We start from the raw sequence: 15,192 nt of genomic DNA on the forward strand, positions 1-15,192 counted from the left end.
ATACTTTGTATTACTCAATAATCGTACCTGTTTTTCCCTGGAATCCGGCGAGTGCGGAATCAATGGAAGTGATGACTGCGGTACGGCCGATGCCTTTCTCGAGGAAAGAAACAGCTGCTTCCATCTTCGGCAGCATGGAGTTTTCTCCGAACTGGCCTTCTGCGATGTATTTCTTCGCGTCAGCAACGGTGATGTGCTCCAGCGGTTTTTCGTCCGGGGTACCGTAGTTGATGGAAACGTTTTCCACGCTGGTCAGGATCATCAGCATGTCTGCGTTCAGCATTTCTGCCATCAGGCCGCTGGTGAGGTCTTTTTCGATGACTGCGGATGCACCCTTTAACTCTTCATTCTGCGGGAGAACCGGGATTCCGCCGCCGCCTGCTGCGATGACAACCTGTCCGGCATCGAGAAGAAGACGGATGGAGTCGATCTCTACGATATCCTGCGGCTTCGGAGCAGCAACGATTCGGCGGTAGCCGTCCTCGGTTTTCGTTACGTAGTTTCCTTTTTCTTCCTCTGCGTCAGCCTCCTCTTTGGTAAGCGTACGGCCGATCAGTTTGACCGGATTGTTGAAGGCATCGTCGTACGGATCTACTTCAACCTGTGTAAGAATCGTGGATGTGGTTTTGAAGATTCCTCTGCGGAGAAGCTCAGCACGGATGGCGTTCTGCAGGTCGTAGCCGATGTAGCCTTCGCTCATAGCGGAGCAGACAGACATCGGGGCTGCGCTGTAGTCGGTGTGCATTTTGCCGAATTCATTCATCGCCATGTGGATCATGCCGACCTGCGGCGCATTGCTGTGGGTGATGACAACATCAGCACCGGCAGCAACGAGATCTGCGATTACTTTTGCGGAACGTTTTACGGCTGCTTTCTGTTCCGGCAGCGTCGTTCCAAGAGCTTTGTGTCCCAGTGCAACAACTATTTTTTTTCTTTTCATTGGAAGATACCTCTCTTTGCAGTTCATAGATTTTGATACGAAAAAACCAGGCATCAATATAGAACTATTATAAAGTTTATGGAGGCAAAAATCAAGAAGAAACCGACATTGCGCACATTGAAATGTTTTTCGGACTATGGTATTCTATAAAAGTATCTGAGTCGTAGGGATTTGAAACGTGAAAGGGAGGTCCCGGCATGAAAAACATGCGCACGTTACAAAAACGGATCGCATATCAGCTCCAGCAGGGCAGTCTGGATGCGGAAGTTACAGGAATCACATGCGACAGCAGAAAAGTACAGCCGCAGAACGTGTTTGTCTGCATCCGCGGAAACAGGATGGACGGGCACGTATATGCAGAAGAAGCAGTCGAGAGGGGCGCTGCTGTCCTGGTTGCGGAGCGGGAACTGGAAGGGATTCCGGAAAAGGTAACCGTACTCGTAGTAAAGGACAGCAGAGAAGCACTCGCACAGCTTTCCTGTGCCTGGGAGGATGATCCGGCGCAGCACCTTGTGACAATCGGAGTGACCGGCACGAAGGGAAAGACGACGACTGCATATATGATTTACGAAATCCTGCGAAAAGCAGGGATCCGCGCAGGACTCATCGGAACGATCGAGACGAGGATCGGGGAAAAAAGCATTCCGTCAGAAAATACAACGCCGGAGCCTGTTGTGCTGCAGAAGCTGTTTTCTGAAATGATGCGGGAGGGCTGCACCCATGTTGTGATGGAGGTTTCCTCGCAGGCGGAAAAACAGCACCGGTGTGATGGAATTACGTTTGATTACGGTGTGTTCACCAACATTGGAAACGACCACATCGGCGCCGGGGAGCATGCATCGTTTGCAGAATATCTGTCCTGCAAAAAGAAGCTGCTTCGCACCTGCAGAACCGGAATTGTAAACCGGGATGACAAAAGGTTTCCGGAGATCATAAGGCAGAGCACCTGTCGTCTGGTGACATTCGGATGCAGGGAAAAAGCTGATTTTATGGCAGCAGATGCAGCACTCGATCAGGCGCCCGGCGTGCTCGGTGTCTCATACCGGGTGCAGGGCGCAGCGGATTTTCCGGTACGGGTAGATCTGCCGGGTCTGTTTTCCGTTTCCAACTCGCTTGCCGCCATTGCGGTCTGCGCGCAGATGGGAATCCCGGAAAAGGCGATGCAGGAGGCACTTTCCGCAGTCCGCGTCCGTGGGCGGTGTGAGGCAGTTCCGGTGTATCCGGAAATGACGCTTCTCATTGACTACGCACACAATGCGATGAGCCTCGAAAGCCTGTTAAAGACACTGCGGAAATACCATCCGAAGCGCCTGATCTGTCTCTTCGGCTGCGGCGGAAACCGCGCGCGGGACCGGAGATTCCAGATGGGAGAGGTGTCGGGGCGTCTGGCGGATCTGACCGTCATCACCTCGGACAATCCGCGGGATGAGGAACCACAGGCGATTCTGGACGATATCCGGACGGGAATCGGGAAAACAGAAGGCGCTTTCGTTGAGATTGCGGACCGTAAGGAGGCGATCCGGTATGTGATCGAAAACCGGCAGCCGGGCGATCTCGTGGTGCTCGCGGGAAAAGGCCACGAAACGTATCAGATCCGGAAGGGGAAACGGTACGAGATGGATGAGCGCGTGCTGATCCGGGAAATACTGGAAGAAAGTAAGGGGAATGTATGAGCAGCGTTTACGCTGATGTAATCGTAGACATCACAAATGAAAAACTGGACCGGACCTTTCAGTACAAGGTTCCGCCGGAACTGACAGGGGAGATCAGTCCGGGAACGGCGGTACAGATTCCGTTTGGAAACGGAAACCGCACGATCACCGGCTATGTGCTTTCCGTCGGAAACGAGCCGAAATATCCGCAGGACCGGATGAAGGCCATCCTCGCGGTACAAAAGGATGCGGCGACTGTAGAGACGAAGCTCATCGCGCTCGCCGCGTGGATGCGTCATACGTACGGATCGACGATGATCCAGGCGTTAAAGACGGTGCTTCCGGTCAAAGTAAAGGCGCGCGGGAAAGAAACCCGCGAAATTGCGCTTCTTGCAGATCCTGCGAGATGTGAGGAGCTGCTGGAAAACTACAGAAAGAAAAATTATAAAGCGAGAATCCGTCTCTTAAACGCGCTGCTGGCCCAGCCGGTTCTTCCAGGGCCGGTTGTGAGCAAGAAACTGAAAATCACGGCAGATACGCTGCACGTGATGGAAGAGCAGGGCGTGTTGGAAATCCGCCGTACGAGCACCTGGAGAAATCCGGTATCTGATGCGGCAGGAAGAACAACTGCGGGAAAACCAAACGAACAGCAGCAGGCCGTGGTGGACGGCATTCGAAAGGAATGGGAAGGGCAGAACCGCCCCTGCCTGATCCGCGGTGTGACGGGAAGCGGCAAAACGCTCGTCTATATGGAGCTGATGGAGCAAGTGCTCTCAGAAGGAAAACAGGTGATCGTGCTGATCCCGGAGATTGCGCTGACGTATCAGAACGTGGAGCGGTTCTGCGCACGGTTTGGAACAAGGGTCACGGTGGTCAACTCGCGGATGACACCGTCCGAGCGCGCCGACCAGATGGAGCGCGCGCGGCGCGGGGAGGTCAGTATTATGATCGGTCCGCGTTCCGCACTCTTTGCACCGTTTCCGGATCTGGGGCTGATCGTAATCGATGAGGAGCATGAAACCTCCTATAAAAGTGAAGTGACGCCGCGCTACCATGCAAGGGAGACCGCCGTGCGCCGTGCCGGGCTGGAGCATGCCCATGTGGTGATGGGTTCGGCAACGCCGTCGGTGGATGCTTCTTACGCCTGCGAGACGGGAGCGTACGCGCTGTTCCGGATGGATGCGCGGTACGGAAATGTAGCACTTCCGTCCGTATGGATCGCGGATATGCGGGAAGAATTACAGATGGGAAACCGTTCGATTCTGTCCGGAAAACTGCGGGAAGAGATCGAAAAACGGCTTGAAAAAAAGGAACAGGTTGTACTGTTTCTGAACCGCAGAGGCTATGCGGGCTTCGTCTCATGCCGTGCATGCGGCCATGTGATGAAATGCCCGCACTGCGATGTATCACTGACAGCACACAATAACGGAAAGCTCGTCTGCCATTACTGCGGTTATGAAACACCGCAGGTACATGCGTGCCCGTCGTGCGGTTCCCCGTACATCGGCGGCTTCTGTGCCGGCACACAGCAGATCGAGCAGAACGTGAAAAAGCTGTTTCCAAAGGCACGCGTTCTTAGGATGGACGGCGACACGACAAAAACGAAAAACAGTTATGAAGAAATCCTGTCCTCATTTGCGGCGGGGGAGGCCGATATCCTGATTGGAACTCAGATGATCGTAAAAGGCCACGATTTCCCGAATGTCACGCTGGTGGGAGCGCTGGCGGCGGATCTCTCCCTGAATGCAGTCGATTACCGTGCCGGGGAGCGTACGTTCCAGCTGCTGACGCAGGCAGTCGGCCGCGCCGGAAGAGGCGAAAAGCCGGGAATGGCAGTCATTCAGACGTACCATCCCGAACATTACAGCATTCAGACGGCGGCAGAGCAGGATTACGGGGCATTTTACGAGAAAGAAATGGACTACCGCCGTCTGATGGGATATCCCCCGGCGGCGGAGCTTCTGGCGATCCACGGAGCCGGGGAGGATGAAGCGCATCTGACGCAGGCGATGGAATACATTCGCAGATATCTCATCCGCATCCGGGGAAACCGCGAAGTCCAGATCATCGGCCCGGCAAGTGAGGCAGTGTCGAAAATCAATGACCTGTACCGCATGGCCGTGTATGTACGCGCGCCGCAGGAAGAGGTGCTGGCAGGGCTGCGGGAAAAACTGGAGCGGTATATCGAGATTAACAAAGGCTTTCGTACCGTTTATTTACAGTTTGACTTCAGCAGAAAGTATTAGTTTTTTCATACTATTTACACATAGATTATTTATAATAGAAGAGCAAAAGAAAGGAAAAGAATTATGGCAATCAGAGAAATCAGAGTCGTAGGCGACCGCGTATTAACGAAAAAATGCAGACCGGTGGAGAAGATGACACCAAGAATCAGCGAGCTGATCGACGACATGTTTGACACCATGTATGAGGCAAACGGTGTCGGCCTTGCCGCACCGCAGGTCGGCATCTTAAAGAGAATCGTAGTCATGGATGTGGATGGAACCCCACATCTTCTGATCAATCCGGAAATCCTGGAGACTTCCGGAAGTCAGACCGGAGCAGAGGGATGCTTAAGCCTTCCGGGAAAATCCGGTACGGTAACCCGTCCGAACTACGTAAAGGTAAGAGCACTGGATCGTGACATGCAGCCGTTTGAACTGGAGGGAACCGAACTTCTTGCCCGCTGCATCTGCCACGAGTGTGATCACCTCGACGGACATATGTATACAGAAAAAGTAGAAGGCGAACTCTGGGACAACACGTACGATGAGTATGAGGAGTACGAGGACGAAGAGTAAGTCTTAAAATAAAGGAGATGACTTCAGATGAAAGTGGTATTTATGGGAACCCCGGATTTCTCCGTGGGAACACTTGAGGCACTCGTGGAGGCCGGTTATGAGATCACAGGCGTTGTGACCCAGCCGGACAAACCGAAGGGCCGTGGAAAACAGATGATGCCGACACCGGTGAAAGAGGCAGCCGAAAAACACGGCCTTCCGGTCTATCAGCCGCGCCGCGTGCGGGATGCAGAGGCGATCGAGGAAATCCGGAAAATGGAGCCGGATGTGATCGTTGTCGTTGCCTTTGGCCAGATTATTACAAAAGAGATTCTTGAAATGCCGAAGTATGGATGCATCAACGTACATGCATCCCTGCTTCCGGCCTACCGTGGTGCAGCACCGATCCAGTGGGCGGTGATGAACGGTGATCCGGTAAGCGGTGTTACGATTATGAAAATGGATGAAGGCATTGATACCGGTGAAATGCTTTCGAAAGTGGAGATTCCGCTTGCGTCAGATGAGACCGGCGGCAGTCTTTTTGACAAACTTTCGGCAGCCGGTGCCAAGCTGCTGGTGGAGACGCTTCCTAAAATTGAAAAAGGCGAAATCACACCGGAAAAGCAGCCAAAGGAGAGCACGACAGCGTATGCACGAATGATTAAAAAAGAGGATGGAAGGATCGACTGGACGAAGAGCGCCATCGAGATTGAGCGCCAGATCCGTGCGATGAGTCCGTGGCCGAGCGCGTTTACGAAGGTAAACGGAAAAAATCTCAAAATATGGAATGCGAAGGTCATTGCCATGCTTGGCGGTGATCTGTTCTCAAAAATCCCGGGACAGAATCCGACAAAAAGCGCCGGAAAAGTCTGGGTGGCAGATGAGACCGGAATCCATGTAAAGACCGGAGACGGTATTCTGGTGATTGAAGAGCTGCAGCTCGAAGGAAAAAAACGGATGAAGACAGCAGATTTCCTGCGTGGATATACGATCGAGCCGGGTACAAAACTTGGAGAATAAAGGCACAAAGAAATCTGAAGCTGAGGCGGGGAACTGCACAGAGGTATTGCTGCCGCTGTGCCTGAAAAAAAGGAGAAAATGATATGGGACTTTTTTATGACAGTACGTATCTGCTGGTAATTCTTGCAGCACTGATTTCTATGGCGGCATCCGCCCGCATGAATACGATATTCAGTAAATATCAGACGGTCCGTTCCTACAGCGGCATGACAGGACGCGATGCGGCGATGCGGATTCTGCGTCAGGCAGGCATCTACGATGTAACCGTCCGTCACGTATCCGGAAAACTGACGGATCACTACGATCCGCGGACAAAGACGGTAAATCTTTCGGATGCTGTTTACGATTCCGCATCGATTGCAGCGATCGGCGTTGCAGCGCATGAGTGCGGACATGCCGTACAGCACAATACAGATTATGTGCCGCTGAAGGTGCGAAGTGCCATTGTACCGGTGGCCAATCTTGGATCCCAGCTGTTCTGGCCGTTATTTCTGATCGGACTGATTTTCAGCCTTCCGATGCTGGTAAAGGCCGGAATCTGGCTTTTTGTGCTGGCGCTGGCCTTCCAGGTAGTAACGCTTCCGGTCGAATTTGATGCATCGAGAAGAGCCTTAAAGATGCTCGGTGCGGATGGTATGATTACAGAGACGGAACACGACGGAGTCAAAAAAGTACTCTGGGCAGCGGCGATGACCTATGTGGCAGCCGTAATCGGTTCCTTGCTGCAGCTGCTCCGGCTGCTGGTTTTATCCGGAGCATTTAGGAGAAACGATGACTGATACAATCAATACAAGAGAGCTGATTATGAACATTCTGCTTGAGATGGACAGGGAGAAAACGCCCTGCCATCTTGCTGTAAGGGACGCCCTCGATAAATACCAGTTCCTGCCGCGGCAGGACCGTGCGTTTATCAAGCGGGTCTGCGAGGGAACCGTGGAATACGGTATCCAGAATGACTACATCATCAATCAGTATTCCAAAATCAAGATCAACAAATGCAAGCCGGTGATTCGTGCGATCTTACGGATGTCGGTGTACCAGATCCGTTTTCTTGACGCAGTACCGGATTCGGCAGTCGTCAATGAGGCGGTGAAACTGGCGGAAAAGAAGCATTTTTACAACTTAAAGGGCTTTGTCAACGGCGTTCTGCGCACGATCGTGCGGGAAAAAGATCATCTGCCGATGCCGAAGGAGAACAATACTACGCAGTATCTTTCCGTGAAATATTCCATGCCGGAATTTCTGGTTGAGGAGTTCGTATCCCAGTACGGAAAAGAAACGGCAGAAACGATGATGGCGGATTTCCTGAAAGAAAAACAGGTGACGATCCGTATCAACCGCTGGAACAATACGATCGAGGAGACGAAGAAAAGTCTGGAAAGCCAGGGGGCAGAGCTGGAAAAAGCGCCGTATCTTGGCGAGGCGTTCTATCTGAAAAACTTTGAGACGATCGCATCACTGAATGCCTTCCAGGAAGGCCGGTTCCAGATTCAGGATGTGAGCTCCATGATGGCGGCGCATCTGGCGGATCCAAAGCCGGGTGACCAGGTGCTGGATCTCTGCGCGGCACCGGGCGGAAAGAGCCTCCATGCAGCAGATAAAATGAGAAATCAGGGATGCGTGGAAGCGCGTGATCTCACTGAATACAAGGTCGATCTGATCCGGGAAAATGTGCAGAGAGCAGGTGTTTCCTGCGTCGTGCCGAAGGTAAAAGATGCGGAACAGCTCGATGCGGAATGGATCGGAAAAGCGGACGTTGTGATTGCGGACCTGCCGTGCACCGGATACGGCGTCATCGGCAGAAAGCCGGATATCAAATATTACGCTTCAAAAGAAAAAGAAGAGGAGCTGGTACGGATTCAGCGGGCAATCCTTGCAAATGCCGCATCGTACGTAAAGCCGGGCGGCACACTGCTGTACAGCACATGTACCGTCAACAGAAAAGAAAACAGCGAGAATGCCGCATGGTTTCTGGAACAGTTCCCGTTTGAAGCAGTCAGTCTGGATGAACTGCTGCCGGATGAGCTGAAAAGCGGAGAAACGGCCAAAGGACAGCTGCAGCTGATCCCGGGGGTACACAAGACAGACGGATTTTTCCTTGCAAAATTCCGGAAAACAGAGGAAGGACGGGCGTAACAGATGGATATTAAATCAATGACCTTAGACGAATTAAAGGACGCCTGCCAGCAGATGGGAGAAAAGCCGTTCCGTGCCAAACAGTTATACGACTGGATGCATCATCGTCTGGCGGGCAGCTACGATGAGATGACGAATCTCTCGCTTGCCTTCCGGGAAAAATTAAAGGAACAGTATCCGCTTACCTGTCTCGAAAAAGTGCAGGTGCAGGAGTCCAAAATCGACGGAACGAGAAAATACCTGTTCCGCCTTAGCGACGGCAACGTGATCGAGAGCGTCTGGATGAAGTACCACCACGGAAATTCCGTCTGCATCTCATCCCAGGTCGGCTGCCGGATGGGCTGCCGCTTCTGCGCGTCCACAATCGGCGGACTCGTGCGGTGCCTGACTCCGTCGGAGATGCTCGACCAGATTTACCGGATTTGGGAGGACACCGGGGAGCGGGTCTCCAATCTGGTTGTCATGGGAACGGGTGAGCCGATGGACAACTACGACAATCTGGTGCGCTTCGTGCGGCTGCTTTCGAGCCAGGAAGGACTCAACATCAGCCAGAGAAACATCACCGTTTCCACCTGCGGAATCGTGCCGAATATGTACAAATTGGCAGATGAGGGACTCCAGATCACCCTGGCACTTTCCCTTCATGCGCCGAACGATGAAAAGCGCCGCGAGCTGATGCCGATTGCCAATAAATATTCCATTGATGAAATTCTCGATGCATGCCGCAATTACTTTGCAAAAACAGGCCGTCGGATTACATTTGAGTACTCTCTCGTTGGCGGGAAAAATGACAGCGAAGCCGATGCAAAAGAGCTTTCCGCGCGGATTTCGGATATCAACTGTCATGTAAATCTGATCCCGGTCAACCCGATCAAAGAGCGCGATTACGTGAAATCAACGAAAAAAGTCGTAGAGAATTTCAAAAATAAACTTGAAAAATACGGAATTAATGTTACTATTAGAAGGGAAATGGGCGCCGATATTGACGGAGCCTGTGGACAGTTAAGAAAAAGTTTTATCGATAAATCAAACGAACAGCCGTAAAAAGCGGCTGTCAATACAGGAGAAAAAAGCATGAAGGTATTTTCTGCAACCGATATCGGACAGAAACGGACGATGAACCAGGATTTTGTGTTTGCCTCCGCCTCTCCGGTCGGAAACCTTCCGAACCTCTTTGTCGTTGCAGACGGCATGGGAGGCCATAATGCGGGTGATTTTGCCTCGCGTTATGGTGTTTCTGTACTGGTGGAATCTGTAAAAAGAGATACGAATTTTAATCCGGTACGGATCATTCGGCATGGAATTGAAGCAGCAAACAGCCAGATTTTTGAGCAGGCAAAACGAGATGTATCCATGGAAGGCATGGGTACGACGATGGTAGTGGCTACCGTGGTCGGCAGCTATGCCTACGTTGCAAACGTAGGAGACAGCAGGCTGTATCTGGCAGCGGATGGCATCTTTGATCAGGTGACGCAGGATCATTCACTAATCGCAGAGATGGTGCGCCTCGGAGAACTTACTCCCGAGCAGGCGCGAAATCACCCGGACAAAAACATTATTACCAGGGCAGTAGGCACACAGGATACCGTAAAGATTGATTTCTTTGATATTCAGCTTGAAGAAGGAAATCAACTGGTGATGTGCTCGGATGGCCTTTCCAATATGGTAACAGATGAGGAAATCTTCGAAATCATCTGCCGCGAAGACGGTGAGGACAAGGCAAAACGTTTAATTGATCAAGCAAATGCAAATGGCGGCAGAGACAATATCGCAGTCATTGTCGTTGAACCATTTACAAACGAGGTGAAAGAATGTTAAAAGAGGGCGTTATTTTAGGAGAACGATATGAGATCATAAGCCGGATCGGATCCGGCGGTATGGCTGATGTCTACAAGGCAAAGGATCACAAGCTGAACCGTATGGTTGCTGTCAAGGTATTAAAGCCGGAATTTCGGGAGGATAAAACATTTATCCGCAAATTCCGTACAGAGGCGCAGGCAGCGGCAGGGCTGTCCCATCCCAATATTGTAAACGTGTACGATGTCGGGGAGGACCGCGGCGTTTACTATATCGTCATGGAGCTTGTCGAGGGAATTACTCTGAAGGATTACATTGACCGCAAAGGAAAACTGAGCGTAAAAGAGGCAACCAGCATCGCCATTCAGGTTTCCCTTGGTCTTGAGGCGGCGCACAACCGTAATATTGTACATCGCGATGTCAAACCACAGAATATCATCATTTCCACAGACGGAAAGGTAAAACTTTCTGATTTTGGTATTGCAAAGGCGACTTCTTCCAACACCATCAGCTCCAATGTTATGGGAAGCGTACATTACAGCTCTCCGGAGCAGGTGCGTGGCGGATATTCCGATTACAAGAGTGATATCTATTCTCTCGGAATCACAATGTATGAGATGGTAACAGGCCGTGTGCCATTCGATGGAGACACCACGGTTGCGATTGCGATCAAGCATCTGCAGGAGGAGATTGAATCACCTTCCAAATACACGCCGAACCTTCCGTTTGCATTAGAACAGATTATTCTGAAATGTACGCAGAAGAGTCCGGACCGCCGTTACAACAATATGGCGGAACTGATCGACGATCTGAAGCATTCCCTGATGGAACCGCAGGGAAATTTTGTAAAGGTAACACCGTTAAGCTCCCACGCGGAAACCGTTATGGTATCCGCAGAAGAGTTAAGCCAGATCCGTTCCGGCGCAGCAGCAAAAGCGAATGCGCAGAACACGGAGGAAACGTCCCGCAAGCGTTATAACAAGATTGAAGATGAGGACGACGACGAGAAGTACAGCTACGAAGACGAGGATGAGGACGACGAAGACGAAGAGGATGACCGCGATTCCTACGAGGATGACGAGGAGGACTCCTACTACGACGATGAAGACGACGATGAGAAAGCCGGAAACAAACTCGAGAAAATCATCACCATCGGTGGTTTTGCGATTGCAGCGATCATCATCTGTATGCTGATCTACTTTATCGCACAGGCAGCCGGTATTGTCGGAGGCAAAGGACCGACCGCGGATGCTTCCAGTGCATCCTCCGCAAGCAGCACCTCCGTTACTTCTTCCGAAAGCAAAGACGAAAAAGTAACCGTTCCGGATCTGACCAACAAAACCGAGGCAGATGCCGTCGATCTGGCAAACAGCCTGAACCTTGGTGTAGTCAACGGCGGAACCGAGGCATCGGATGTCATTGAGGCAGGAAAGATCTGCCGCCAGGATCTGAAACCGGGAACGAAAGTCGATAAAAATGCAACGATTACGTATTATGTAAGCTCCGGAAAAGAAACCGTAACCATTCCGACCGGCATTGTTGGAACACAGAAAGACGCTGCAAGTGCTGCACTGACTCAGCTGGGACTGCAGGTTTCCACAACAGAGGATTTCAGCGATACCGTTGCAGAAGGCTTGGTTATTTCCGTTGACCCGTCAGAGGGAAGTCAGGTTGCGCCGGAATCTACCGTTACGCTGGTGATCAGCAAGGGATCCAAGGACGCGGAAGAAATTGCAATCCGTGATGTAATCGGCCTGGATGAGGAGACAGCAAAATCAATCCTGAGCGATTTCAATATTATTGTGAAAACAGGAACCAGCAGCAAGGTGGCCGAGGGCGAAGTCATGGAGGTTGACCCGGCAATCGGAACCAAAGTAAAGAAAGGTTCTGACGTTACGATTTATGTCAACAGCCCAAGTGCACAGCCAACAACGCCGGATGAGAATACACCGACCCCGACACCGGCCGAGCCGGGCGCAAATACCGCTACGGATGTTACCTGGTCCTGCAGCCAGACCTTAAGTGCGCCGGATCAGTATCAGGGTGGTATTGCAAAAATTGAGCTGATCCAGGATGATGGAAACGGAAACGAGACCTCCATCACCATCATGGATGGACAGGCCATTACGAGCTGGCCGTATTCTGTCAACACCAACTGGAGTGCTTCATCGTCTGCTTCTTCTACCGGAAGAATCGTCTTCTATGAGATGGATTCGAGCGGAAGTTATCAGGCAATTGCACAGTACCCATCGGTTCCGTTGAGTGAAGGGTGAGTATGACAGGAAAGATTATGAAAGGAATTGCCGGATTCTACTACGTAGACGTAGAAGAATCCGGCATTTATGAGTGCAAAGCAAAAGGAATTTTCCGAAAGGAAGGCCAGAAACCGCTCGTCGGAGATCTTGTGGAAATCGAGATTCTGGATGAAGCGGAAAAAACAGGAAATATGACCCGGATTCTGCCGCGAAAAAATGAACTGATCCGTCCGGCAGTGGCCAATATCGATCAGGCGCTTGTGATTTTTGCGCTGGAAAATCCGACCCCGAACCTGACGCTTCTGGACCGTTTTCTTGTGATGATGGAACAGCAGAACGTTCCGACGGCAATCTGTTTCAATAAAAGAGATCTTGCGGGGGAAGATTACACAGACCATCTGCGAAGCGTCTATGAGAACTGCGGTTACCGTGTCTTTACGGTGAGTGCAGCGAAAGAGCAGGGCATGCAGGAAGTGGAAGCATACCTGAAAGGGAAAACAACGGTGGTAGCCGGTCCGTCCGGCGTCGGAAAATCTTCGATCACAAACCGGATGCAGAAAGAAATTCAGATGGAGACCGGAGAGATCAGCAAAAAGCTGAAAAAAGGAAAACACACGACGCGCCATTCCCAGATGATCCCGATCGACCATGAGACGTATCTGTGCGATACGCCGGGGTTCAGCTCGCTTTATACAACCGATATGGAAAAAGAGGAGCTGAAAAACTTTTTCCCGGAATTTCATCCGTACGAAGGAAAATGCCGTTTCCTCGGCTGCATCCACGGAAAAGAGCCGGGCTGTGCCGTCAAAGAGGCACTGGAACAGGGAAATATCAGCAAAGAAAGATTTGAAAACTATACCATGTTCTATGAAGAACTGAAAGAACAGGAAAAGAGGAGATACTAGCATGAGCCGAGTATATCAGTTGGCACCTTCTATTTTATCCGCAGACTTCAACCGTCTCGGAGAACAGATCCAAAGGGTAGAGAAAGCAGAGTGCCGGTGGCTTCATATCGATATTATGGATGGAATGTTTGTACCATCCATTTCGTTTGGAATGCCGGTGGTAAAGTCGATCCGAAAAGAAAGCAGTCTGTATTTTGATGTTCATATGATGGTAAAGGACCCGGAGCGGTACGTAGAAGAATTTCAAAGATGCGGGGCGGATATGATCACGGTTCACGCGGAGGCATGCCGCGATCTGGCAGAAACCGTGAAAAAGATTCATGAAACAGGCGCAGATGCCGGAGTTGTCGTAAATCCGGATACGCCGCTTTCTGCGGTTACGGACGTGATGGATCAGGTAGAAATGATTCTGATTATGAGCGTTTATCCTGGCTTCGGCGGCCAGAAGTATATCCCGGAGTCGACGGAGAGGATCCGTACGCTCCGCAGAATGCTGGATGAAAAGGGACTGGAGCATGTGCACATTCAGGTCGATGGCGGCATCAACCGCGCGACCATCGATGAAGTCCTTGCGGCAGGTGCCAACATCATCGTGGCAGGCTCTGCTGTATTTGGCAGCAACATCGAGCAGAACGTGCGCGAGCTGCAGGAAAAAATTTCTTCATACAGCAAAAAGGCAGAATAAGATACAAAAAGACAGAAAAAAGAGGCAGGGAAACGTGAGAACATGTATTATTTCGGGAGGGATGATCGAACCGGATTTTGCCTTCCCATATCTTCAGAAACAGCAGTTTGATATTATCCTGGCAGCAGACCGGGGACTGGAGTTCTGCTACCATTACCAGATTATGCCGACGTATATTCTGGGAGATTTTGACAGTTTATCCCCGGAGATTTTAAATTATTACAAGGAGAACCATGTCGCACCGATCCGGGAATTTAATCCCATGAAGGACAATACGGACACGGACATCGCATTTCAGCAGGCGATTGTTCTGGGAAGCAGTGAAATCACGATCCTCGGAGCAACAGGGGGAAGACTCGACCATTTCTTAAGTATTGTGCAGAACCTGAAAACGGCATGGGAGAAGAAAATTCCGGCTTACATCGTGGACAGCCGCAATCTGATTACGATTCCGGTGGAAACTTCGTTTGAAATCCGGAAAGAAGAGCAGTTCGGAAAGTACGTTTCGTTCTTCCCGCTGGAAAAGGAAGTCGCATCCATCACCCTGGAGGGCTTCGCCTACCCGCTCGACCATCACTATCTGCCGAATACTTCGGGTGGTCTGTGCGTGAGCAATGAGATCGTCGAGGAGACCGCGCATGTATCGTACGAGGGCGGCATTCTTCTGATGGTACAGTCAAGAGATTAAAATCCATTGAAATCAAAGAGCCCGTGTGCTATAATTTATAGTTGCATTGGGCTCTTTTTGTGCATAAAAAGAACCCGAACAGAAAAAGAAGCGAAAAATAAAAACAAAGGAGATATAGATTACTATGAAATTAGGTATCGTAATAGAAGTACCTATTTCATGCATTTCTTTACAGTGCCGTAAAGGTCTATGAATTGGGATAAATAAAGGAGTTCATACATTTTTGGTTAAGATATATTTTAATGTAAATATATGTATCTTTTGCAAAATTGGCACTTGTTGTGGCATTCGATTTGATGATGAATAATATGATTAATAAAAAATTGAAGCTCCA

At 50.7% G+C, this 15,192-nt stretch carries 13 protein-coding genes; 12 read left to right on the top strand and 1 reads right to left on the bottom strand.

Annotated features, from left to right (window positions below):
• Window positions 1–10: 10 nt before the first annotated feature.
• Window positions 11–940 (bottom strand): carbamate kinase, encoded by a 930-nt coding sequence (gene arcC / locus DWX00_RS02540; RefSeq protein ID WP_022463144.1) that lies wholly within the window; start codon window positions 938–940, stop codon window positions 11–13.
• A 197-nt stretch (window positions 941–1,137) separates the two neighbouring features.
• Here arcC and DWX00_RS02545 point away from each other — a divergent pair, with 197 nt between their 5' ends.
• From DWX00_RS02545 to DWX00_RS02600, 12 genes are all read left to right on the top strand, one after another.
• Window positions 1,138–2,613 carry a UDP-N-acetylmuramoyl-L-alanyl-D-glutamate--2,6-diaminopimelate ligase gene (locus tag DWX00_RS02545; RefSeq protein WP_117760492.1) on the top strand — a complete coding sequence of 492 codons (1,476 nt, stop codon included), beginning with the start codon at window positions 1,138–1,140 and terminating at the stop codon, window positions 2,611–2,613.
• Window positions 2,610–4,838, top strand: coding sequence for a replication restart helicase PriA (gene priA / locus DWX00_RS02550; protein WP_118594612.1), 2,229 nt, complete (start codon window positions 2,610–2,612; stop codon window positions 4,836–4,838). Before DWX00_RS02545 ends, priA begins: the two co-directional genes overlap by 4 nt.
• Window positions 4,839–4,901: 63 nt before the next feature.
• The gene (def, locus tag DWX00_RS02555; RefSeq protein WP_055219778.1) at window positions 4,902–5,393 is read left to right on the top strand and encodes a peptide deformylase; all 492 of its coding nucleotides are present in this window, start codon (window positions 4,902–4,904) and stop codon (window positions 5,391–5,393) included.
• Between the two features lie 27 nt (window positions 5,394–5,420).
• Window positions 5,421–6,392 carry a methionyl-tRNA formyltransferase gene (fmt, locus tag DWX00_RS02560; protein ID WP_118594613.1) on the top strand — a complete coding sequence of 324 codons (972 nt, stop codon included), beginning with the start codon at window positions 5,421–5,423 and terminating at the stop codon, window positions 6,390–6,392.
• An 83-nt stretch (window positions 6,393–6,475) separates the two neighbouring features.
• Complete coding sequence (locus DWX00_RS02565) at window positions 6,476–7,171, top strand: zinc metallopeptidase (protein WP_118594614.1); 696 nt, start codon at window positions 6,476–6,478, stop codon at window positions 7,169–7,171.
• The gene (rsmB, locus tag DWX00_RS02570; protein ID WP_117801953.1) at window positions 7,164–8,528 is read left to right on the top strand and encodes a 16S rRNA (cytosine(967)-C(5))-methyltransferase RsmB; all 1,365 of its coding nucleotides are present in this window, start codon (window positions 7,164–7,166) and stop codon (window positions 8,526–8,528) included. The genes DWX00_RS02565 and rsmB overlap by 8 nt, the downstream gene beginning before the upstream one ends.
• Before the next feature lie 3 nt (window positions 8,529–8,531).
• Window positions 8,532–9,572, top strand: coding sequence for a 23S rRNA (adenine(2503)-C(2))-methyltransferase RlmN (gene rlmN, locus DWX00_RS02575; RefSeq protein WP_055226967.1), 1,041 nt, complete (start codon window positions 8,532–8,534; stop codon window positions 9,570–9,572).
• A 30-nt stretch (window positions 9,573–9,602) separates the two neighbouring features.
• Window positions 9,603–10,346: a Stp1/IreP family PP2C-type Ser/Thr phosphatase gene (locus DWX00_RS02580; protein WP_118594615.1), complete on the top strand. Its 744-nt coding sequence runs from the start codon at window positions 9,603–9,605 to the stop codon at window positions 10,344–10,346.
• Complete coding sequence (gene pknB / locus DWX00_RS02585; RefSeq protein ID WP_118594616.1) at window positions 10,340–12,598, top strand: Stk1 family PASTA domain-containing Ser/Thr kinase; 2,259 nt, start codon at window positions 10,340–10,342, stop codon at window positions 12,596–12,598. The genes DWX00_RS02580 and pknB overlap by 7 nt, the downstream gene beginning before the upstream one ends.
• Window positions 12,599–12,600: 2 nt before the next feature.
• Window positions 12,601–13,485 (top strand): ribosome small subunit-dependent GTPase A, encoded by an 885-nt coding sequence (rsgA, locus tag DWX00_RS02590; protein ID WP_055219788.1) that lies wholly within the window; start codon window positions 12,601–12,603, stop codon window positions 13,483–13,485.
• A 1-nt stretch (window position 13,486) separates the two neighbouring features.
• The gene (gene rpe / locus DWX00_RS02595; RefSeq protein WP_118594617.1) at window positions 13,487–14,170 is read left to right on the top strand and encodes a ribulose-phosphate 3-epimerase; all 684 of its coding nucleotides are present in this window, start codon (window positions 13,487–13,489) and stop codon (window positions 14,168–14,170) included.
• 34 nt (window positions 14,171–14,204) lie between these two features.
• Window positions 14,205–14,858 carry a thiamine diphosphokinase gene (locus tag DWX00_RS02600; protein WP_147342458.1) on the top strand — a complete coding sequence of 218 codons (654 nt, stop codon included), beginning with the start codon at window positions 14,205–14,207 and terminating at the stop codon, window positions 14,856–14,858.
• The last annotated feature ends 334 nt before the right edge of the window (window positions 14,859–15,192 follow it).

The sequence above is a fragment of the Blautia sp. AF17-9LB genome (assembly GCF_003479185.1).
Taxonomy (GTDB): Bacteria; Bacillota; Clostridia; order Lachnospirales; family Lachnospiraceae; genus Fusicatenibacter; species Fusicatenibacter saccharivorans.